This is a genomic window from Flagellatimonas centrodinii (assembly GCF_016918765.2).
Taxonomy (GTDB): Bacteria; Pseudomonadota; Gammaproteobacteria; order Nevskiales; family Nevskiaceae; genus Polycyclovorans; species Polycyclovorans centrodinii.
On the sequence record NZ_CP092104.1, the window covers coordinates 2,420,705 to 2,440,379 of the forward strand.

At 66.7% G+C, this 19,675-nt stretch carries 21 protein-coding genes and 1 tRNA gene; 14 read left to right on the plus strand and 8 right to left on the minus strand.

Features of this window, described 5'->3' with window-relative positions; translation table 11 throughout:
- Positions 1-4 precede the first annotated feature (4 nt).
- The 6 genes from prfA to JN531_RS11425 all read left to right on the plus strand — a co-directional run bounded on the left by prfA (position 5) and on the right by JN531_RS11425 (position 5,418).
- A complete protein-coding gene (prfA, locus tag JN531_RS11400) occupies positions 5-1,090 on the plus strand; it encodes a peptide chain release factor 1 (RefSeq protein WP_228348987.1) in 1,086 nt (361 codons plus the stop codon).
- Positions 1,087-1,929, plus strand: coding sequence for a peptide chain release factor N(5)-glutamine methyltransferase (gene prmC, locus JN531_RS11405; protein WP_228348988.1), 843 nt, complete (start codon positions 1,087-1,089; stop codon positions 1,927-1,929). Before prfA ends, prmC begins: the two co-directional genes overlap by 4 nt.
- Complete coding sequence (locus JN531_RS11410; RefSeq protein WP_228348989.1) at positions 1,926-2,651, plus strand: HesA/MoeB/ThiF family protein; 726 nt, start codon at positions 1,926-1,928, stop codon at positions 2,649-2,651. Before prmC ends, JN531_RS11410 begins: the two co-directional genes overlap by 4 nt.
- The gene (locus JN531_RS11415; RefSeq protein WP_228348990.1) at positions 2,648-2,989 is read left to right on the plus strand and encodes a hypothetical protein; all 342 of its coding nucleotides are present in this window, start codon (positions 2,648-2,650) and stop codon (positions 2,987-2,989) included. The genes JN531_RS11410 and JN531_RS11415 overlap by 4 nt, the downstream gene beginning before the upstream one ends.
- 132 nt (positions 2,990-3,121) lie before the next feature.
- Complete coding sequence (locus JN531_RS11420) at positions 3,122-4,822, plus strand: proline--tRNA ligase (protein WP_228348991.1); 1,701 nt, start codon at positions 3,122-3,124, stop codon at positions 4,820-4,822.
- Between the two features lie 2 nt (positions 4,823-4,824).
- The gene (locus JN531_RS11425; protein ID WP_228348992.1) at positions 4,825-5,418 is read left to right on the plus strand and encodes a transglycosylase SLT domain-containing protein; all 594 of its coding nucleotides are present in this window, start codon (positions 4,825-4,827) and stop codon (positions 5,416-5,418) included.
- Between the two features lie 18 nt (positions 5,419-5,436).
- Here the strand turns inward: JN531_RS11425 and JN531_RS11430 are convergent, their stop codons facing one another.
- Complete coding sequence (locus tag JN531_RS11430) at positions 5,437-6,051, minus strand: hypothetical protein (RefSeq protein ID WP_228348993.1); 615 nt, start codon at positions 6,049-6,051, stop codon at positions 5,437-5,439.
- A 195-nt stretch (positions 6,052-6,246) separates the two neighbouring features.
- Here JN531_RS11430 and msrB point away from each other — a divergent pair, with 195 nt between their 5' ends.
- Positions 6,247-6,744: a peptide-methionine (R)-S-oxide reductase MsrB gene (msrB, locus tag JN531_RS11435; RefSeq protein ID WP_366522432.1), complete on the plus strand. Its 498-nt coding sequence runs from the start codon at positions 6,247-6,249 to the stop codon at positions 6,742-6,744.
- The gene (msrA, locus tag JN531_RS11440) at positions 6,744-7,382 is read left to right on the plus strand and encodes a peptide-methionine (S)-S-oxide reductase MsrA (RefSeq protein ID WP_228348995.1); all 639 of its coding nucleotides are present in this window, start codon (positions 6,744-6,746) and stop codon (positions 7,380-7,382) included. Before msrB ends, msrA begins: the two co-directional genes overlap by 1 nt.
- Positions 7,383-7,489: 107 nt before the next feature.
- Here msrA and JN531_RS11445 read toward each other — a convergent pair.
- The 5 genes from JN531_RS11445 to JN531_RS11465 form a co-directional block, all read right to left on the minus strand.
- Positions 7,490-7,565: transfer RNA gene (locus tag JN531_RS11445), tRNA-Thr, on the minus strand.
- 59 nt (positions 7,566-7,624) lie between these two features.
- Positions 7,625-8,044 carry an FxsA family protein gene (locus tag JN531_RS11450; RefSeq protein WP_228348996.1) on the minus strand — a complete coding sequence of 140 codons (420 nt, stop codon included), beginning with the start codon at positions 8,042-8,044 and terminating at the stop codon, positions 7,625-7,627.
- Positions 8,044-10,851 carry a valine--tRNA ligase gene (locus JN531_RS11455; protein ID WP_228348997.1) on the minus strand — a complete coding sequence of 936 codons (2,808 nt, stop codon included), beginning with the start codon at positions 10,849-10,851 and terminating at the stop codon, positions 8,044-8,046. Before JN531_RS11455 ends, JN531_RS11450 begins: the two co-directional genes overlap by 1 nt.
- 27 nt (positions 10,852-10,878) lie before the next feature.
- The gene (locus JN531_RS11460; RefSeq protein WP_228348998.1) at positions 10,879-11,310 is read right to left on the minus strand and encodes a DNA polymerase III subunit chi; all 432 of its coding nucleotides are present in this window, start codon (positions 11,308-11,310) and stop codon (positions 10,879-10,881) included.
- A 10-nt stretch (positions 11,311-11,320) separates the two neighbouring features.
- Entirely contained in the window at positions 11,321-12,832 is a 1,512-nt protein-coding gene (locus JN531_RS11465; protein ID WP_228348999.1) for a leucyl aminopeptidase, read from the minus strand.
- Positions 12,833-13,008: 176 nt separating this feature from the next.
- Between JN531_RS11465 and lptF the strand changes: the two genes are divergently transcribed.
- Positions 13,009-14,085 (plus strand): LPS export ABC transporter permease LptF, encoded by a 1,077-nt coding sequence (gene lptF / locus JN531_RS11470; protein ID WP_228349000.1) that lies wholly within the window; start codon positions 13,009-13,011, stop codon positions 14,083-14,085.
- Positions 14,082-15,149 carry an LPS export ABC transporter permease LptG gene (gene lptG / locus JN531_RS11475; protein ID WP_228349001.1) on the plus strand — a complete coding sequence of 356 codons (1,068 nt, stop codon included), beginning with the start codon at positions 14,082-14,084 and terminating at the stop codon, positions 15,147-15,149. The genes lptF and lptG overlap by 4 nt, the downstream gene beginning before the upstream one ends.
- Here lptG and JN531_RS11480 read toward each other — a convergent pair.
- Positions 15,146-15,562, minus strand: a complete 417-nt coding sequence (locus JN531_RS11480; RefSeq protein ID WP_228349002.1) for an RDD family protein — start codon at positions 15,560-15,562, stop codon at positions 15,146-15,148. The genes lptG and JN531_RS11480 overlap by 4 nt on opposite strands.
- Positions 15,559-16,260: an esterase/lipase family protein gene (locus tag JN531_RS11485; protein ID WP_228349003.1), complete on the minus strand. Its 702-nt coding sequence runs from the start codon at positions 16,258-16,260 to the stop codon at positions 15,559-15,561. Before JN531_RS11485 ends, JN531_RS11480 begins: the two co-directional genes overlap by 4 nt.
- Before the next feature lie 133 nt (positions 16,261-16,393).
- On the opposite strand from JN531_RS11485, the gene pcnB reads away from it, so the two are divergent.
- The 4 genes from pcnB to panB are packed head-to-tail and all read left to right on the plus strand — an operon-like array spanning position 16,394 to position 19,672.
- On the plus strand, positions 16,394-17,695 hold the full coding sequence (pcnB, locus tag JN531_RS11490; RefSeq protein WP_228349004.1) for a polynucleotide adenylyltransferase PcnB: 1,302 nt from the start codon (positions 16,394-16,396) through the stop codon (positions 17,693-17,695).
- Between the two features lie 7 nt (positions 17,696-17,702).
- On the plus strand, positions 17,703-18,197 hold the full coding sequence (folK, locus tag JN531_RS11495) for a 2-amino-4-hydroxy-6-hydroxymethyldihydropteridine diphosphokinase (protein WP_228349005.1): 495 nt from the start codon (positions 17,703-17,705) through the stop codon (positions 18,195-18,197).
- Entirely contained in the window at positions 18,169-18,825 is a 657-nt protein-coding gene (locus JN531_RS11500) for a deoxynucleoside kinase (RefSeq protein ID WP_228349006.1), read from the plus strand. Before folK ends, JN531_RS11500 begins: the two co-directional genes overlap by 29 nt.
- Before the next feature lie 25 nt (positions 18,826-18,850).
- Positions 18,851-19,672, plus strand: a complete 822-nt coding sequence (gene panB, locus JN531_RS11505; RefSeq protein WP_228349007.1) for a 3-methyl-2-oxobutanoate hydroxymethyltransferase — start codon at positions 18,851-18,853, stop codon at positions 19,670-19,672.
- The last annotated feature ends 3 nt before the right edge of the window (positions 19,673-19,675 follow it).

Here is a 19,675-nt window from a genome sequence, read left to right on the forward strand (position 1 = left end):
GCCCATGAAAGCATCACTGGTGTCGAAGTTGCAGCAGCTCGTCGAACGGCGGGAGGAATTGGCGCGTGAGTTGGGTGACCCCGCCATCGCCGGCGATGGCGAACGATTTCGCCGACTGTCACAGGAGTACGCACAGCTTGGCCCGGTGGCCGAGGCCTACAGTGGCTGGCAACATATCGGCGAGGAGCTGACCTCGCTGGCGTCGATGGCCGGGGAGTCCGACCCCGAGTTGCGCGCCATGGCCGAGGCCGAGCGGCCGCTGTTGGAAGCCCGTCTGGCCACCCTCGAGGCCGAGCTGCAGGGCTATCTGGTCCCGCGCGATCCGCTCGATGGGAGCAATGTTTTCCTTGAGATTCGCGCCGGCACCGGCGGCGACGAGGCAGCGATCTTCGCCGGTGACCTGTTCCGGATGTACAACAAGTTCGCCGAAGCCCGCGGTTGGCAGGTCGAGATGTTGTCGGCCAGCGAGGGCGAGCACGGCGGTTTCAAGGAAGTGATTTCGAGGGTGATCGGCTTTGGCGCATTCTCACAACTCAAGTTCGAGAGTGGGGCCCATCGTGTGCAGCGGGTGCCCGAGACCGAGGCTCAGGGGCGTATCCACACCTCGGCGGCGACGGTGGCCGTGTTGCCGGAGGTGGCGGAATCGCAGGTGGAGATCAACCCGGCCGACCTCCGCTTCGACACCTTTCGCAGCTCCGGCGCTGGCGGCCAGCATGTCAACAAGACGGAGTCGGCCATTCGCGTGACCCACATCCCCACCGGTGTGGTGGTGGAGTGTCAGGAAGAGCGCAGCCAGCACAAGAACCGGGCCAAGGCGCTGGCGTTGCTGGCGTCGCGGCTGGTGGATGCGCAGCGCACCCGCCAGGCGGCCGAGCGCGCCGCCACCCGCAAGAGCCTGGTCGGCAGCGGCGACCGCTCCGAGCGAATCCGCACCTACAACTTCCCGCAGGGTCGGGTCACCGACCACCGCATCAACCTGACGCTGTATCAGCTCGATCGGGTGATGGAAGGCGATCTCGACCCGGTCATCAGTCCGCTGCTGGCCGAGCATCAGGCCGAGTTGCTGGCCGAGATCGGCGAGCGCGCATGACCCTGGCGCAGGCGATCGCTGACGCATTGCCGCGGCTGGCGCCGGTCAGCGATGCGCCACGGCAGGATGCCGAGTTGCTGCTCGGCCGCCTGCTCGGGTTCTCGCGGGCGCAACTGTTTTCGCGGCTCGAGACGCCGATACCGCCCGCCACCGCTGCCGCGTTCGAGGTCGACCTGCAGCGGCGTGCCCGCGGGGAACCGGTTGCCTACATCCTCGGCGAATGGGGTTTCTGGACGCTGATCTTGAGTGTCAGTCCGGCCGTGCTGGTGCCCCGGCCTGAAACCGAGGTGCTGGTGGAATGGGCGCTGCAATGCCTGATGCCGCTGTCGACACCGCGGGTCGCCGACCTTGGCACCGGTAGTGGCGCCATTGCCCTGGCCCTCGCAAGTGAGCGATCTGACATCAGGATGACCGGCGTCGACCTCTGTGGCGATGCTCTGGCCGTGGCACGTGGCAATGGCGAGCGACTGCGGCTGCCGGTGCAGTGGGTCCAGGCAGACTTCGGCGAGTGGCTGGCGGCCGCCCCGGCACACGATCTGGTGGTCGGCAATCCGCCCTATATCGCGGCCCGCGATCCGCACCTGCCGGCCCTGCGGTTCGAGCCGGCAATGGCCCTGACCGACGGGCATGACGGCCTCAATGCACTGCGCGCCATCATTGCCGCCGCACCGGCGGCGCTGAAGCCGGGGGGCTGGCTGCTGTTGGAGCATGGCTACGATCAGGCCGAGCCGGTACAGAAGCTGTTGCGGGACGCCGGGTTCATCGATGTGGAGACGCGGCACGACCTCGGCGACCAGCCCCGGGCCAGTGGCGGCCGCTGGGCGGGGGCAGGCCGATGAGCGACTTCAGTCGCTACAGCCGGCAGGTGGTGCTGCCTGAAGTGGGGGTCAACGGCCAAGCGATCCTTCGCGATTCCACGGTGCTGTTGGTGGGGTTGGGAGGGCTGGGCAGCCTCAGCGCGCTCTATCTTGCCGGCGCGGGCGTCGGCCGGCTGCTGCTGTGTGACCCCGACCACGTCACCCTGTCCAACCTGCAGCGGCAGGTCATCTATCGCAGCGACGACCTCGGTCGCAACAAGGCGGAGGCAGCCGCTGCGCAGCTGCGTGCGCTCAACCCCGAGGTCGAGACCGAGGTGATCGCGGCAGACACCTGGCCGACACGCCTGGCCGACGTCGACCTGGTCCTCGACGGAAGCGACAATTTCCCCACCCGCTTTGCCACCAATGCCGCCTGTGTTCAGGCGCGGGTGCCGCTGGCGTTTGCGGCGGCGATCCGCTTCGAGGGACAGCTGGGCCTGATTGATCCCGCACGCCGCGGTGGCTGCTACGCCTGTCTCTATCCGGAAACCGGGACGGCCGCCGAGCGCTGCGAAGACGCCGGCATCCTCGGTCCGGTGGTCGGCACCATGGCGGCCCAGCAAGCGCTACTGGCATTGCGACGGTTGCTGGGGCTCGCCGACGACGCCGGAACCCTGCACACTTGGTGTGCCCGAACCCTGCAATGGCGCGCCCACTCGCTGCCGCGCGACCCCGACTGCTCCAGCTGTGCGACCCCACCATGAACGACGACCTGATCCTGCCCCGCCGCCTGGCCATTACCCTGCTGCACGCGGCACAGCTGGCACAACCGGCTGCCGTCCGCGGTGTGGTGCTGGCGCACCAGGGCCAGCCGGCAACGTGGCGGGAGGGTGAGCCGCCCGAAGGCGTCACCCCCTGGGCTCGGCTGTGGTCGGTGCCGACCGCGCCCGCAGTGCCCACCGCCGCCGAGATTGCCGATGGCGGGCTGCATCTGGTGATCTCCCTGAACATCAAGGGCGTGCTGGAGATGCGCGCCTGGCAGCTACTGCAGGGGCAGCCGGTGGAGCGTCGCTTGAAGGTGCGCGACCCGGATGATCACTGACCTGCCCGGGCCTGATTCCCGATTCCTCGGGGCTGCCGCCCGTCTTCCGCGGGCTCAGAAGCGTCACGGGCGCTTCTGATAGCGTGCCCGCTACAAACTCCCGATTCCCGATTCCCGATTCCCGAGCCCCCAATGCGCCTGTCCCGTTTCCCGCTTGCAACCGCCAAAGAAACTCCGGCCGATGCCGAGGTCGTGTCACACCAGTTGATGCAGCGTGCCGGCTACATCCGCAAGCTCGGCAGTGGCCTCTACACCTGGATGCCGATCGGGCTGCGGGTGCTGCGCAATATCGAGCGGATCGTGCGCGAGGAAATGAATCGCGCCGGCGCGGTGGAGTTGTTGATGCCGTCGATCCAGCCGGCCGAGCTGTGGCAGCAGTCCGGCCGTTGGACCCAGATGGGCGCCGAGATGCTGCGGATGCAGGATCGTCATGGCAACGACTTCTGTTACGGGCCGACCCACGAAGAGGTGATCGTCCATCACGTCAAGCAGGATGTGCGTTCCTACAAACAGTTACCGGTCAACTACTACCAGGTCCAGACCAAGTTCCGTGACGAGCGCCGCCCCCGTTTCGGGGTGATGCGTGCCCGCGAATTCCTGATGAAGGATGCCTACTCCTTCGACACTGACGAGGCCGGGCTGGTGGCGGCCTACGGTCGGATGCGGGAGGCCTATATCCGGATTTTCGACCGTCTGGGGATCGACTACCGAATCGTCCAGGCGGATGCGGGCAACATCGGCGGCAACCAGTCGGAGGAGTTCCACGTGCTGGCGGGCTCCGGTGAAGATCTGCTGGCGGTCTCCGACAGCGGGCCCTACGCCGCCAATGTCGAGGCGGCGGTCTGTGCCGCGCCGGGGCCTCGGGTCGCAGCGACCCGGTCACTCACCGATGTCGCCACGCCTGGCCAGAGAACCTGCGAGCAGGTCGCCACCTTCCTCAAGGTGCCGCTGAGCGGCAAGGTCAAGCTGCTGGTGGTGCGCACCGCTGAGGGTGTGCTGCGGGCGCTGGCGCTTCGCGGCGATCATCAGCTCAACGAGGTGAAAGCGGCGCGTCACCCGGCCATCGGCGCTGGCTTCACGCTGGCCGACCCGGACGAGGTCGCGACGCTGTTTGGCTGTGAAGTCGGGTACCTCGGACCGGTGAACTGCCCACTGCCGGTGATCGCCGATCACGCCGCGGCGGCGGTGGCTGATTTCGTCTGCGGTGCCAACCGCAAGGACTTTCACCTGCAGGGGGTCAACTGGGGGCGTGACTGTCCCGAACCGGAAACGGCTGACCTGCGCAATGTGGTGGAGGGTGACCCGAGTCCCGACGGGGTCGGTCAGATCCGCTTCTATCGGGGGATCGAGGGCGGCCACATCTTTCAGCTCGGCCGCAAGTACACCGAGGCGATGGGCCTGACCGTACTCGACGAGCAGGGCCAGGCGCTGGTGCCCTGGATGGGGTGTTACGGCATCGGCGTGTCACGGTTGGCTGCCGCCATCATCGAGCAACGGCATGACGAGCGCGGCATGATCTGGCCACTGTCGGTGGCGCCGTTCCCCCTGATCATCTGTCCGATCGGCCTCGATAAGTCGGAGGCGGTGAAGACCGCGGCCGAGAGTCTTTACAGCGGCTTGCAGGCGGCGGGGGTTGATGTCCTCATCGATGACCGCGGCCTGCGGCCGGGCGGCATGTTTGCCGATGCCGAGCTGGTCGGGATTCCGCTGCGGGTGACCATCGGTGACAAGGCGCTGGCCGACAACCAGTTCGAGTTCAAGCGCCGGGACGCTGCCGATGCCGAACGCATTCCGGCCACCGTGGACGCCGTGCTGGCGCAGTTCCGGGGCTGAATATGAGGCGGCGTTGGCTGCGGACTGTGGGCCTGACCGTGTGGGGGCTGATGTTGGCGCCTGCGCTGCACGCCCAGCCGCTGCCGGCGCCAACGCCGGATCCCGATCCAGCACTGCGTGTGGCGCTGATGGCGGCGGTCACCGAGGCCGACAGCTTTCCGCACCGTTTCGATGCCGAGGTGTGGCTGCTCGACATGTCGGTCCGGCTGCAGCGGTACCTGCCGGACGACGCCGAGCGCTTCGAGTTTCTGCGCCTGGTGCATGCGGAGGCGCGCCGCGCCCGACTGTCACCGGAGCTGGTGCTGGCGGTGATCGACGTCGAATCACGCTTTGACCGCTACGCGATCTCCCATGCCGGTGCGCTGGGGTTGATGCAGGTGATGCCGTTCTGGCTCAAGGAGCTGGGGCGCCCGGACGACAACCTGTTCAATGTGCAAACCAACCTGCGCTACGGCTGCACCATCCTCAGGCATTACCTGGACCGGGAAAAAGGCAATTTGCTGCCGGCGCTGGCGCGTTACAACGGTAGCTATGGGCGGCCCCAGTACCCGGCATTGGTGACCCGCGCACTGTCGGCGCGCTGGACGGTCCGCTGAGCCGCTGTCGCGACGCCCTCAGGGCGTGGCGCCGGTGCGCAGGGTGCTGCCGATGACCTGACGGTTGTCGATGGCGAGGTCGACAATCCGCCCCTCGCGCGGGCTCACCGCACAGAACACCATGGTCGGTACCGGCGTACCGGTGGTGGTGGCCATCTGAACCAACGCCGAATTGGCATTCCAGGCGAAGACGAAGTCCTCGCCATCGTTGATGTTTCGTACGTCGGGCACCACGGTGGCTTCGGGCACGGCGGCCTGCGCCAGAATGGTTTCGCGGCAGAGTGCCAGTGCATCCGCAGCGGTTTTCGGCCCGCGCGGCCACAGCAGGACCGCCAGCACAACTGCCAGCAACGCGGCTGCGCCCAGGACCATCAGCGGCAATCGTCGGGTGCGGTCCGGCGTTGGCGCGGCGGCCGTCGGCGAGGGCGGGACCGGCACCTCCTGGGTCTGCCCGCGACTGCGTTCCGCCACCAGCGCGCGTGCGCGCGCCTCTGCCGCTTCGAGATAGGCCGTGCCGCACGCGGGGCAGTTCAGCGGGGCGCTGTCGGGCGCTCGCCATTCCGCCACGTCGCCACAGGCCAGGCAGCGCCGGGTATGCGCCGCGCCTTGGGCATCGGGTGCCGAATCGTTCATGGTGCTCCCCCAGAGAAGCTTTTTCGTTGTGGACTGCTGCGGCGGTTATCGCCGAGTCATTGCCATCCGTCAACATTTGGTCAGATTGCCAGGCCCCGGCGCCTCGGGACTGAACCGCGGACGATCTGGGGCAGGCGCGGGAACCCGATTGCGGTAGCGTGGGTCCCCATAGCCTGATCGAGAACCCCGATGACCCTGAATCGACGTGACCTGTTGACGACGCTGATGGCTGTTGGCGGCCTGGTGCTGACGGGGTGCGCCCGGGCGGCCGAGCGAGCGCCGCTCGGCAAGCCGCTGGCCCAGTGGCGCCAGCGGTTGTCACCCGAGGCCTTTGCCGTGCTGTTCGAAGACGATACCGAGCGCCCCGGCAGCAGCCCGCTCAATGGTGAGAAGCGCCCCGGAACGTACGTCTGTGCGGCCTGCTTTCAGCCGTTGTTCGATGCCGCCCACAAGTACGAAAGTGGTACGGGCTGGCCCAGCTTCTGGCAGCCGATCGCGGCGGCGGCTATCGGCACCCGACGGGACTACCTGTTGCTGGTGCCGCGAACCGAATATCACTGCAGCCGCTGCGGCGGGCATCAGGGCCATGTGTTTGAGGACGGGCCGGAACCCACCGGTCTGCGCTATTGCAACAACGGCGTTGCCCTCCGCTTCATCCCGGCGGATGAGGCCCTTCCCGAGTTGGTGAGCTGATGAACACGACGATCAAAACCTTGCGGCGCCGCGTGGCGTCCGCCCTGTCCCCGCTGCTGTGGCTGGTCTTGCTGCCCGCCTGCATGGTTCAGGCTGAAGACGCACGTCCCACCGGGGCGGAGGCGGCGACCGCGACCTTTGCTGGCGGTTGCTTCTGGTGTGTCGAGGCCGATTTCGACAAGGTCGAGGGCGTGTTGTCGACGGTGTCGGGCTACATGGGCGGGCATGTGGAAGATCCGACCTATGAGCAGGTGGCGGCCAAGCACACCGGCCATGCCGAGGTGGTGCAGGTGCGTTACGACCCGCAGCAGGTGAGCTACGCGCAATTGGTGGAGTACTTCTGGCGCCACATCGATCCGACCGTGAAGGACCGTCAGTTCTGTGACATCGGCAGCCCGTACCGCACGGCCATCTTTACCCACTCCCCTGAGCAGCGCGCCATCGCCGAAGCCAGCCGCAAGGCCTTGGACGACAGCGGGGTTCTACCAGCGCCGGTGGTCACCGAGATCACCGACGCCGGGCCGTTCTATGCGGCCGAGGACTACCATCAGGACTACTACACCAAGAACCCGCTGCGTTATCGCTACTACCGTCTCAGCTGTGGCCGCGACGCGCGGCTGCAGGAGCTCTACGAGTAGCTTTCACAGCTCAGGAAGCGTCGGGTGTTCGCCGCTGAGCAGGGGCCTGATCACCGTCCCGGGCGGTGCCTGCAGGCGGTTCGCGATGTCACGAACGCGGGGAAATGTGGTGCCGGAAAGAGGAATCGAACCTCCGACCTACTGATTACGAATCAGTCGCTCTACCAACTGAGCTATCCCGGCTTTGGTGAGGGCGCGAATTATAGGCGGGCGCCCCCGGCGCCACAACCGGATGCAACGGTTCAGCGCGGAGGGTCGTCGGTGCGCCGGTAGTCGCCCTCGAGCGTGACCGGCGGGCGCAGGTGTGGCTGGCGCTGTTGCATGCGCTGTTGCACCTTGCCGGCCAGCCACAGCCGAAGCCCGCCCAGGGCCAGCACGCCGAAGGCAAAGAGATCCAGGAGTACGCCCGGCAACAGAAACAGGAGGCCTGCCAGCAACAACAGCATGTCGCCGAGCAAATCGGTGTCAGGCAACTCGCCGCGGGCGGTGGCCTCCTGCATGCGGCGCATCACGGCGAGGCCGGTGCGTCGGATCAGCCACAGCCCGAGCATGCCGCTGAACAGGATCCACAGCACGGTGGGGATCACGCCGATGGCATCCACCAGGCTGACCAGCAGGCTGATCTCGCAGACCAGCAGAATGAGCAGGATCAACAGCGGCATCAGAGCTGCTCGATGCGCAGGCGCTGCTCGCGCAGACGTTCCAGGTCGGCGTCCTGCTGAGCCAGCAGGTCACGCGCCTGTTGCTGCACGGCCTCGGGCGCCTTGCCGAAATTGGGGTTCTGCACCCGGGTGGCGGTCTTTTCGCGGTCGCTGCCCAGTTTGGCGATCTGCTTGTCGAGCCGCGACAGTTCGGCGTCCTTGTCGATCAGGCCGGCCATTGGCACCAACAGCTTCATGTCGCCACACAGGGCCACCGCCGAAGGAGGGGCTTCGGCGCCGAGGATCTCGATGCTGTCGACCCGCGCCAGGAAGCGGATGGAGCCGTCCAGGCGCCGCAGGCGCTCGTCGTCGACGGCGGTTGCGTTCTGGACCTTGAGGGGCAGGGGCTTGGCGGGCGACAGATCCATCTCGCCACGGATCTGGCGGACGCCGAGGATCACCGTCTTCAACCATGCGATGTCGGCTTCGGCCCGGTCGTCGAGACGGGCAGTATCGGCCTGCGGGTAGGGCTGGTGCATCAGCAGCCCGTCGTTGATACCGGCCAGCGGTGCCACGCGTTGCCAGATGTCCTCGGTAAGGAAGGGCATCAGCGGGTGCAGCAGGCGCAGGCTGGTTTCCAGCACCCGCACGAGGGTTCGCCGGGTGCCCCGCTGCTCCTCGACGCTGCCCTGCTGCAGTGCCGGTTTCGAGAGTTCCAGATACCAGTCGCAGTACTCGTTCCAGATGAACTGGTACAACGCGGCCGCCAGTAGGTCGAAACGATAGTCGGCGAAGTGCTGGGCGGCTTCGGTCTCCAGGCGCTGCAGCTGCGAGATGATCCAGCGGTCAGCGCTCGACAGCACCACTTCGGCACCGGCATCGAGACCGGTGTCCTGGTCCTCGCACTGCATCAGCACGAAACGGGCTGCGTTCCAGATCTTGTTGCAGAAGTTGCGATAGCCCTCGGCACGCGAGGCATCGAAGCGGATATCGCGCCCCTGGGTGGCCAGCGCGGCAAAGGTGAACCGCAGGGCATCCACCCCGACAGCGGCGATGCCGTCGGGGTAGTCCTTGCGGGTCTTCTTCTCGATGCGCTTGGCCATCTCTGGTTGCATCAGGCCGGTGGTGCGCTTGGTCAGCAACGCCTCCAGCGAAATGCCATCGACCACGTCCAGCGGGTCCAGCACGTTGCCCTTGGACTTGGACATCTTGTTGCCCTCGGGGTCGCGTACCAGACCGGTGATGTAGACCTCGCGGAACGGCACCTCCTGGTGGAAGTACAGGCCCATCATCATCATCCGGGCGACCCAGAAAAAGATGATGTCGAAGCCGGTCACCAGCACCGCGCCGGGGTAATACTTCTGCAGCTCGGGCGTGGCCTCGGGCCAGCCGAGGGTGGCGAAGGGCCAGATGTCGGAAGAGAACCAGGTATCGAAGACGTCGTTGTCCTGGTGCAGCTTGGTGTCAGTCGGTAACCCGTGTTTGCGGCGCACTTCTGCCTCGTCGCGACCGACATAGACCTGTCCGTCGGCGTCATACCACGCCGGTATACGGTGACCCCACCACAACTGGCGGCTGATGCACCAGTCCTGGATGTTGTGCAGCCAGTGGAAGTAGGTGGTTTTCCAGTTGTCGGGCACGAAGCGCATGCGGCCGGACTCGACCGCCTCGAGGGCCGGCCGGGTGATGGTCGCCCGTCCGCCGGGACGGCCGTCGGGCAGGGTGTCTCGGGTCAGGTCGACGAACCACTGGTCGGTCAGCCAGGGCTCCAGCACCACGCCGGTACGGTCCCCGCGTGGCACCTTGAGCACGTGGTCCTGCACCTTGTCCAGCAGGCCCTGGACCTCGAAGTCGGCGACGATGCGCTGGCGGGCCTCGAAGCGGTCTAGGCCGCGATAAGCCACGGGCACGTCGTCGGTGAGGTTTGCCGTGCGGGTCAGCACATTGATCAGCGGCAGACCGTGGCGCTGGCCCACCTGGTAGTCGTTGAAGTCGTGCGCCGGCGTGATCTTGACGCAGCCGGTGCCGAATTCAGGATCGACGTAGTCGTCGGCAATAATGGGGATCTCACGGTCGCATAGGGGTAGGCGAATCATTCGGCCAACCAAGTGCCGGTAGCGTTCGTCCTCCGGATGCACCGCCACTGCGGTATCGCCGAGCATGGTTTCCGGCCGGGTGGTGGCGACCACCAGATGTCCGCTACCGTCGGTCAACGGGTAGCGGAAGTGCCAGAGAAAGCCCTTTTCCTCCTCGCTCACCACCTCCAGATCGGAGATGGCGGTCTGCAGCACCGGGTCCCAATTGACCAGCCGCTTGCCGCGGTAGATCAGCCCGGCGTCGTGCAGGCGCACAAAGTGCTCGATGACCGCGGTGCTGTAGCCGGGGTCCATGGTGAAGGCTTCGCGTGACCAGTCCACCGAGGAGCCCATGCGGCGAATCTGGCCGCTGATGGTGCCGGCGGAATACCGCTTCCATTCCCATACCTTGTCGAGGAATCGGTCGCGTCCCAGTTCGGCGCGGCCGGGTTCGCCGGCCTGCTTGAGATTGCGCTCCACCACCATCTGGGTGGCGATGCCGGCATGGTCGGTGCCCGGCTGCCAGAGGGTGTCGCGGCCGCGCATCCGCTGATAGCGGATCAGCGCATCCATGATGGTGTGCTGGAACGCATGCCCCATGTGCAGCGTGCCGGTCACATTGGGCGGCGGGATCATGATGCTGTAGGGCTGGCCGTCGCCGGGGGCGTGCTGGCCGGCCGCGTAGGCGTCCTGCTGTTCCCAGGTCTCGCGCCAGCGGGCTTCCACAACGGCGGGGTCGAAAGTTTTGTCCATCAATCTCGGGCGGTCAGGGGCTCGGGGTCAGGCTGTGAGCTCGTGGGTCTGCAAGGGGAAGCCGCGGTCGCGGTAGCGCTTGAATCGCGCCCGGCACCGACGGCGGGTGTCGGCATCACCACTGACGATTTCGAGGACGCGCTCGAAGCGGCTGAACCAGGCGGGAATGTCGTCACCAAGGTTGAGCAGCACCTGATGGTGGCTGTCAGGCGGCTCGCCGTCGCCCAGCAGCACCATCGGCAGCGGTGCGGTCGGCGGTTGGCCCTCGAAGCGTTCATGCGACAGGAAGCTGCCTTGGCGAAAGCTCCACAGCGCGCCATCAAGTGCCTCCAACTGCGCGGGCCCCGCGTGCACATACACGCGCAGGCCCTGGCCCGCCGCCTTGTCGCAGAGCTTGCAGGCAGTGGCGACCGCATCAGTCACGGTCTCCGGCAGCACGTAGAAGTCGACCCGGGTCATCGCGTCAGGCTCAATGCTCGCCGCGAACCGACTGGTTCAACAGAAACTGGGTCAGCATCGCCACCGGCCGGCCGCTGGCCTTCTTGCCGGTCCAGGCGGTGCCCGCGATGTCGAGGTGGGCCCACTTCAGTTTGCGGGTGAAGCGATGCAGGAAGGCGGCTGCAACGGCGGCACCGGCTTCGCCGACCCCCTTGGTGGCGATGTTGGCGACATCGGCGAACTCGCTGGCGAGCTGTTCGTCATATTCCGGCCAGAGTGGCAGTTCCCAGGCGCGGTCGCCGGCGCTGTCACCGGCCGCCAGCAGTTGCCGGGCCAGCGTCGGATGGTTGCTAAACAGGCCGGTCGCCGGGCTGCCCAGGGCCACCACACAGGCCCCGGTCAGGGTGGCCATGTCGATGCACAGGCTCGGTTCGTAGGTGCGCTCGGCATAGGTCAGCGCATCGCAGAGGATCAGGCGCCCCTCGGCGTCGGTATTGAGCACCTCGATGGTGATGCCGGCCATCGAGGTGACGATATCCCCGGGTTTGTTGGCATCGCCATCCGGAAGATTTTCCGACGCCGGGACGATGCCCACCACGTTGATCGGAAGCTTCAGTTCGGCGATGGCACGGAGGACGCCGAATACGGTGGCGCCGCCGCACATATCGAATTTCATCTCGTCCATCTTGCCGGCCGGCTTGATGGAAATGCCGCCGGCGTCAAAGGTCAGACCCTTGCCCACCAACACCATCGGCTTGTCGTCGGCGCCGCCGTGCAGGTATTCCATGACAATCAGCTTTGGGGGCTGGCGCGAGCCGCGCGACACCGACAGCAGTGCGCCCATGCCGAGGGATTCCATGTCCGCCTGTTCGAGCACGCGGGTGGTAATCGGCCACTCGCGTGCCAGCACCTCGGCCTGCTCGGCGAGATAGCTGGGGGTGCAGCGGTTGCCCGGCAGGTTGCCAAGATCCTTGGTCAGGCTGATGCCGTGGGCCATCGCCAGGCCCTCGGCGAGGCCCCGTTCCCCGGCTGCCAGATCGGAGCGTTTCGGAACATCAAAGGTGAGACGTTCGAGTTTGATCCCCGGCAGCTCCTCCCGCGCCTTGTCGCCGCGACAGCTGTCCATGCGATAGAGCACGTCAGCATGCGCGATGACGGCCTGTTGCAGCATCCAGCTGGTATCCCGTCCCTTCAGCCCGAGGTGGGTGAGGTAGCTCACGGCGTCGAGGCTACCGGTATTGCGCAGTGCGCGGCCGGCTGCCGCCTGGGCCTTGCGGAAGGCGTTGTCGTCAAAGCTGCGCTCTTTGCCCAGGCCCACCAGCATGACGCGGTCGGCCAGGGTGCCCGGCACGCTATGCAGTATCAGGGTTCCGCCCAATTTGCCGTCCATGTCGCCGCGTCGGAGGACGGCCGACAGCAGCCCGTCGCTGGCCGCGTCGATCACCTGAGCGGCGTCACTGAGGGTTCGGCGGTCGTAGACACCGACGATGACGCAGGCGACACGCTGCTTTTCGGGGTGGCCGCTCTTGACGAAATACTCCATGAATGCCTCGCAAGCGGGCGGACGGCCTCGGGGCGGGCATTGCCGGCCACCGCGACGTCACGCCGGGTGATGAATGGGGCGGGCGCCACAGCGCCCACCGCGAAGTGTAGACCTGACGCTCGCCGATGACCATGAACCGCCCCCGGATGGTGGCGTCGTGCAGGCATAATTGCGGCATGCGTGCCCCCCGACTGGAGCGTTACCTGCTGCGTGAAGCCGCCCTGACCTGGGCGGGGGTCACGCTGGTTCTGCTGGCGATCATGCTGGCGACGCGGTTTGCGCGATTCCTCGGCGAGGCGGCCAAGGGGCGACTGCCCGAGGAGCTGCTGTTCCAGGTGGCCGGCCTGTCGAGCCTGCAGTACCTGATCGTGCTGACACCGATCTCGTTGTTGCTGGCGGTGATGATGGCGCTGGGGCGTCTCTACCGCGATCAGGAAGTGACCGCCATGCTGGCCTGTGGTGCGCCGCTGTCGGGGTTGTATCGGCCCTGCCTGTGGTTGGCGGTGGGGGTGGCACTGTTGACCGCGACGCTGTCGTTCGAGCTCGGCCCCTGGGCCGGGCGCACGGCCGATGCGCTGGTCGCCGATGCGGCGCGCGCCAATCGCTACAACCCGTTCGAGGCCGGTCGCTTCAAGGAACTGCCGGAGGCCGGTGCGGTGCTCTATACCGGACGTCTCAGTGACGATGGTCGCGACATCAGCCAATTCTTCGGCGTGCAGACCGATGCCCGCGGCAGGGACAGCGTACTGGTGGCGGAGCGGGGGCGCAGTGATGCCGATCCGGTGACCGGCGAACGGGTGTTGATGCTGGCTGAGGGGCACCGGTACCAGGGGACGCCCGGTGACGGCGCGTTCGAGATCACCGGCTTCGACACCCTCACGACCCGTATTGCGCCGCCGCAATTTTCGGAGCTGAGTGGCAAGCGCAAGCTGGCCACCACCGGCGCTCTGTGGGCATCGCAGTCACCGGAGGACCTCGCCGAACTCAACTTCCGAATCGCCGTGCCGATGTCAGTGTTGGTGCTGGTGGTACTGGCGGTGCCACTGTCGCATGTCAAACCGCGTGCCGGGCGCTATGGGCGGCTGGTGCTGGGCGTGGTGCTGTACCTCGTCTACTCGCAGCTGATCACGCTGGCCCAGGTGTGGGTGGCGAAAGGGCAGGTGCCGCCGCTGATCGGCATCTGGTGGGTCCACCTGCTGTTTGCCGGGCTCGCCGGGATTCTCATCATGCGCCAGGCCGGGCGGCTGCGATGAAGCGCTACGACCGCTACATCTCACGGCACGTGCTGGGCATGAGCGCCATCGTCGCCCTGGTGCTGATCGCGCTGTTCAGCTTCATCAGTTTTGTCTCCGAGGTTGACGATACCGGCCGGGGCGGTTTCGGCTTGCTGCAGCTCGGCGTCTACACGGTGCTGATGATGCCGAGCGCGCTCTACACGCTGTTCCCGGTTATCGCCCTGTTGGGCACGCTGGCGGGTCTCGGTGTGCTTGCCAGTCAGGGCGAACTCACCGCGCTGCGCGCTGCCGGGGTGTCCTCGGTACGGCTGGGTGGCTCCGCCCTGGCGGCCGGGCTGGTGATGGCGGTGCTCACGGTCGGTATCGGCGACTGGTTGGCACCCTGGGGCCAGACCGAGGCCGAGCGCCTGCGGACCACGGCGCGCTCCGGGGTCGATGCCGGCCAGGTGCTGCGGCCCGTCTGGCTGCGGGCGGGGTCGGATGTTCTGCATATCCGGCGCATCGCCGACCCCGGCCACCTGGAGCACGTCGACCTTTTCCGGTTGGATGGCAAAGGCGGACTTACACGGTGGGCGCGCGTCGACGAGATGGTGTTGGCCGGTGATGATCAGTGGGATCTCCGCGGGTTGTCGGACTCCCGCTTCGACGATCGTGCGGTGACGGTACGTGACGATGTCGAGGAACGTTGGGATGGCCGCCTGTCGCCGGAGGTGCTGCGGCTGCTGGTGCTGGAGGCGGAAAGTGCCTCGATTGCGGGTCTGATGCGGCTGGTGCACTACCTGGAGGCCAATGCGCTTGATGCCGGCGAAGCCGAACGGGCGCTTTGGCGCAAATTGATGGCGCCATTCACGGTGTTGGCGATGACCTTTTTCGCGGTGCCCTTCGTGTTCGGATCACTGCGCGACAGCGGCATGGGGCAGCGCCTGTTTTTCGGTGTCCTGATCGGCGTCGGGTTCTTCGTCATCAACGAAGTCAGTGGCAGCCTCGGCCAGCTCTATGGCTGGCCGCCGCTGCTGGGCGCCGGCGCGCCCAGTGCGGTGTTGGTGGCAGTCGGGTTCTGGCGCCTGCGACGCGCCCGCTAGGTCTTGGGCAGGACCACCACCCGGGTGCCGGCGATGCGGTCGTGCAGTGCCCGGTGTTCGCGGTCGAACAGGCACCAGATCATGCCCAGTGGCAGCCAGGTGACGCTGGCGGCAAACCGCAACATCGCATCCGGCAGGCGCAGGGGTTCGCCGTCGCTGCGCTGGACTTGCAGGCGCCAGGCGCGGCCGCCGAGCGTCTGCCCGCCATGGGTCCAGAACCACCCGAAAAAGCCGAACGCCAGGGACAGCAACACCAGCCGTGTCATTTCGGGTGCACGCTGCACGCCGATGGCGTCGGTGATCAGAACTTCGACGAGCAACGCTGACATCCACATGGCCAGCAACAACAGGCCGTCGTAGACACTGGCCAGCAGTCGGCGCCACAGCGGTGCTGGTAGGGCGGTCGCGCTCATGCAGCGGCAGCCAGTTCGGTGGCGACGGCCCTCAGCACCTCCGGCGACAGGCACATCCCGAGGTGCGAACTGCGCACTTCCTGATGCCGCACGTTGTCGTGATAGGGATCAATGCTGGCGCCGCAGTGCACCATGCCGTCGTGACGGCTGTAGAGCGACAGCAGCGGGCAGGGCAGCGGGGTGGTCCGTTCGCGCGCCGCCACCTTTTGTTCGGCTCGCTCGAGGTCCAGCCCCTGACGTGCGTACCAGCTGGCGGTGAAGGTGTATTTGGGGCCGCCGACCAGTGGCGAGCCGAGGGTAATCACGCGCCGCGTGGCGGTCGGTCGCAGGCGTGCCAGCTCACGGGCGATGACGCCGCCGAGGCTCCAGCCGACGAGACTGACCGGTGTGTTGCCTGCTGCCGCGTGCAAGGCGTCGAAGTGGGGCAAGAGTCGCTGCAGATCGCGCTCCACGGCACCGCGATTGCGACCCAGCTGCCAGCCGCTGACGACGTAGCCGAGGCGTGTCAGCCGATTTCGGAGGGTGCGCGTGGCGGCGTCGGTGGCGCCGAAGCCCGGAATCACCATCACCGTTTCACCGTGCCCGCGCGGCAGGTCCGCTGGGATGCCCTGCAGCGCGGAGGCCGCGAGGTCTCGGACGACGCGCCACTCGCGCAGGAGTTCGAGGGCGGACAGGCGTCGGGGTTGCGGCAGGCGCATGGAGGTGGCGTTCTCCGGGGCTGTTTGAAGCGGGCAGGTGCGTCGCCCGGCAGGGCCGCGTAATATAGGCGTTTGGCCGTTCAGCCACCACGCCGGACGGCCGACGACGCCCCACCGGACGCCAGCAGAGGTCTTGACCATCGAACCCAAGCGTATTTCGCGCGCCGAGCACCCCATCTCGCGCTCGCTACTGTCGTCCGCAGCGCTGCGGACCCTGTACACGCTCAAGGATGCCGGGTACGAGGCCTACATGGTGGGCGGTGGCGTACGCGACATCCTGGCCGGCTTCACGCCCAAGGATTTCGATGTCGCCACCAATGCACACCCCGAGCAGGTCAAGCCGCTGTTCCGATCCTGCCGCCTGATTGGTCGGCGCTTCGTCATCTGCCATGTCCGCTTTGGTGGCGAGGTGATCGAGACCACGACCTTCCGCGGCGCCATCAGCGACAGCCATGAGCGTGACGAGACCGGACGTATCCTCTCGGACAACGAGTACGGCACGCTGGAAACGGACGCGTTTCGACGCGATTTCACTGTCAACGCGCTCTATTACGACATCAGCGATTTCAGCATCGTCGATTTCTGTGGGGGCCTCGAAGACCTCGACGCCAAGGTGATTCGTCTTATCGGTGAGCCCGAGGCCCGGTACCGGGAAGATCCGGTACGGATGCTGCGGGCGGTCCGCATTGCCAACAAGCTCGGCTTCGAGATCGCGGAGGATTCAGCGCTGCCGATTCCTCGGCTGGCGCACCTTTTGGGGGAAATCCCGCCGGCGCGATTGTTTGATGAGGTGATCAAGATCCTGCAGTCGAAGGAGGCCGTCGCCAACTACGAGAGCCTGGCGCACTTCGGGCTGTTCGCACAGCTGTTCCCTGAGACGGATCGTCTCTGCGAAACCCAGGACCACGCCGACGATTTCGTGTCCTTGGCGCTCGCCAATACCGCTGATCGCATCGACAACGAACTGCCGGTTTCGCCCGCATTTTTGTACGGAGCGCTGTTGTGGCCGCCGGTATGGGCCCGCTACCAGGCCTTGATGCGGCGCGAGGGGTGTACGCCGGCGATGGCCATGCAGCAGGCTGCAGATGAAGTGCTGGCCCGCGCGGTTGGCCGGGTCGCGATTCCCAAGCGGTTCTCGCTGCCGATGCGGGAGATCTGGCTGCTGCAAACCCGTTTTGACCAGCAGTCGCCCGGGCGCGCTCGGCGCTTGATGACGCATCCACGGTTTCGTGCCGCGTACGACTTTCTGTTGTTGCGCGCTGAAGTCGGCGAGGTCGACACGGCGCTGGCCACGTGGTGGACCGAGGCGCAGAACGGCCTCGACCTGAATGTCGGCGGCGACGATGACCCCGACGATGATGCTTCGGCGCCGCGCAAGCGTCGTCGCCGCCGTGGCGGTCGCAACCGGCGCTCGGCGCCTGCTGCGGCGGAGTGATCGGCGGGTGAGTGGGGGGTGGCGCGCCTGGGTCGCCCTCGGGGCCAACCTGGGGCAGCCGGCGGCGCAGGTTCGGCAGGCGCTTGAGGCACTGGCGGCCACCGATGGCATCGACATCGTGACCGTTTCGCCGTTCTATCGCACGGCGCCACTGGGGCTGCCGGGCCAGGCCGACTATTGCAACGCCGTGGCGGCGATCCACACACAACTGCCACCCGAGCCTTTGATGGCAGCCCTGCTGCGGATCGAACGCGAGGCCGGCCGGATCCGCGGAGGTGACCGCTGGGGGCCGCGTGTGCTCGACCTTGATCTGCTGCATGTCGATGGCGAAATCCGCGATACCGACAGCCTGCGTCTGCCGCATCCCGAAGCCGGGCGCCGGGTCTTCGTGATGGTGCCGTGGGCCGACATCGCGCCGGAGCTGGTCGTGCCGGGGATCGGCCGGGTGGGGGCGCGCGCAGTCGAACTCGGGCGTGACGGCATCGCCCCCTGGGCCGACTGAGGTGTATGTCGTCATCGAGGGGGCCATCGGGGTCGGCAAGACCACTCTGGCGCCGGTGCTGGCACAACGTCTTGGCGCGCGGCTGCTGCTGGAGCGCCCCGAGGACAATCCCTTCCTTCCCCGGTTCTACCGCGAGGCGGCGCAGGCCGCCTTCTCGACACAGCTCAGTTTCCTGTTGCAGCGTGCCGGGCAGGCCGAGCAGCTGCGTCAGCGCGAATTGTTCGGCAGCGGCTGCGTGTCCGATTTCTTGTTCGACAAGGACCGACTGTTTGCCGAGCTCACCCTGTCGCGTACCGACTTCGCGCTCTACGAGCGGGTATTCGAGCGACTGGCCTGGGGGTTGCCGGTGCCCGATCGGGTGATCCTGCTGCAGGCGCCGGTGGCGGTCCTGAAGGGTCGCGTCGACGCCCGTGGCCGGGAATATGAACGGGATCTGGCGCCGGATTATCTGGCGCGGCTGATCGACCACTATGGGCGATTTTTTCGTGACTACCGACAGGCGCCGGTGATCGAAGTCGACACGACCGTGCTGGACCCGGCGCACGTACCCGACCACCTCGAACAGCTGTTGGCGGCGCTGACAGATCCAGCCCCCCATCAGCGCCTGCCCGCGCGCCGTTTACTATAGCGCTGCCGACCCGGAGTCCTTCCTCATGACCGTTGAAAACCGCAAGCCCGTCAACATTGCCGAGCTGCACCGCATGCGTGCGGATGCCGAGCCGATCGCCTGCCTGACCTGCTACGACGCCAGTTTCGCACTGATCGAAGACCGCGCCGGGATCGATCTGGTGCTGATCGGTGATTCGCTGGGGATGGTCCTGCAGGGGCACGCCACCACCACGGCGGTGACGGTAGACGACATTGCGTATCACAGTCGTTGCGTGGCGCCACATCTACAGCGGGCATTTCTGGTGGCCGATCTGCCATTTCTGTCGTATGCCACGCTCGAGCGGGCTCTCGACGCCAGCCAGCGCCTGATGCAGCAGGGCGGCGCCAAGATGGTGAAGCTGGAGGGCGGGCGCGAGCAGGCTGCCATCGTCGAGTACCTGGCGGTTCGGGGCGTTCCGGTATGCGCGCACCTCGGACTGCGGCCCCAGTTCATTCACAAGATGGGGACTTTCAAGGTGCAGGGTCGGGACGAGGCCGACGCCGAGGTGATGCTGCAGGATGCCCGTATCCTCGCCGAGGCCGGTGCTGACCTGTTGTTGGTGGAATGTGTCCCTGCGGCGCTCGGGGCGCGATTGGCAGCGGCCTCGCCGGTCCCGGTGATCGGGATTGGCGCCGGTCCCGATGTCCACGGCCAGATCCTGGTGCTACACGACCTGCTGAATATTTCGCCGATGGTGACGCTGGGGCGTCGACCACGGTTCGCCAAGCACTACATGGATGACGGGCGCGACATCGAGGGCGCGATCCGCGCCTATGTCGAAGAAGTGAAACAGCGCGTCTACCCCGCGCCCGAGCACTGTTTCTAGGCC

Bases quoted from the DNA above. Each gene is read 5' to 3' on its own strand.
- lptG (WP_228349001.1), top strand. From the start codon at position 14,082: ATGAAGCGCTACGACCGCTACATCTCACGGCACGTGCTGGGCATGAGC.
- JN531_RS11415 (WP_228348990.1), top strand. From the start codon at position 2,648: ATGAACGACGACCTGATCCTGCCCCGCCGCCTGGCCATTACCCTGCTG.
- JN531_RS11485 (WP_228349003.1), bottom strand. From the start codon at position 16,260: ATGCGCCTGCCGCAACCCCGACGCCTGTCCGCCCTCGAACTCCTGCGC.
- JN531_RS11425 (WP_228348992.1), top strand. From the start codon at position 4,825: ATGAGGCGGCGTTGGCTGCGGACTGTGGGCCTGACCGTGTGGGGGCTG.
- JN531_RS11410 (WP_228348989.1), top strand. From the start codon at position 1,926: ATGAGCGACTTCAGTCGCTACAGCCGGCAGGTGGTGCTGCCTGAAGTG.
- prfA (WP_228348987.1), top strand. From the start codon at position 5: ATGAAAGCATCACTGGTGTCGAAGTTGCAGCAGCTCGTCGAACGGCGG.
- JN531_RS11455 (WP_228348997.1), bottom strand. From the start codon at position 10,851: ATGGACAAAACTTTCGACCCCGCCGTTGTGGAAGCCCGCTGGCGCGAG.
- JN531_RS11430 (WP_228348993.1), bottom strand. From the start codon at position 6,051: ATGAACGATTCGGCACCCGATGCCCAAGGCGCGGCGCATACCCGGCGC.
- lptF (WP_228349000.1), top strand. From the start codon at position 13,009: ATGCGTGCCCCCCGACTGGAGCGTTACCTGCTGCGTGAAGCCGCCCTG.
- JN531_RS11465 (WP_228348999.1), bottom strand. From the start codon at position 12,832: ATGGAGTATTTCGTCAAGAGCGGCCACCCCGAAAAGCAGCGTGTCGCC.
- JN531_RS11450 (WP_228348996.1), bottom strand. From the start codon at position 8,044: ATGCCGCTGTTGATCCTGCTCATTCTGCTGGTCTGCGAGATCAGCCTG.
- prmC (WP_228348988.1), top strand. From the start codon at position 1,087: ATGACCCTGGCGCAGGCGATCGCTGACGCATTGCCGCGGCTGGCGCCG.
- panB (WP_228349007.1), top strand. From the start codon at position 18,851: ATGACCGTTGAAAACCGCAAGCCCGTCAACATTGCCGAGCTGCACCGC.
- JN531_RS11460 (WP_228348998.1), bottom strand. From the start codon at position 11,310: ATGACCCGGGTCGACTTCTACGTGCTGCCGGAGACCGTGACTGATGCG.
- JN531_RS11480 (WP_228349002.1), bottom strand. From the start codon at position 15,562: ATGAGCGCGACCGCCCTACCAGCACCGCTGTGGCGCCGACTGCTGGCC.
- msrA (WP_228348995.1), top strand. From the start codon at position 6,744: ATGAACACGACGATCAAAACCTTGCGGCGCCGCGTGGCGTCCGCCCTG.
- JN531_RS11420 (WP_228348991.1), top strand. From the start codon at position 3,122: ATGCGCCTGTCCCGTTTCCCGCTTGCAACCGCCAAAGAAACTCCGGCC.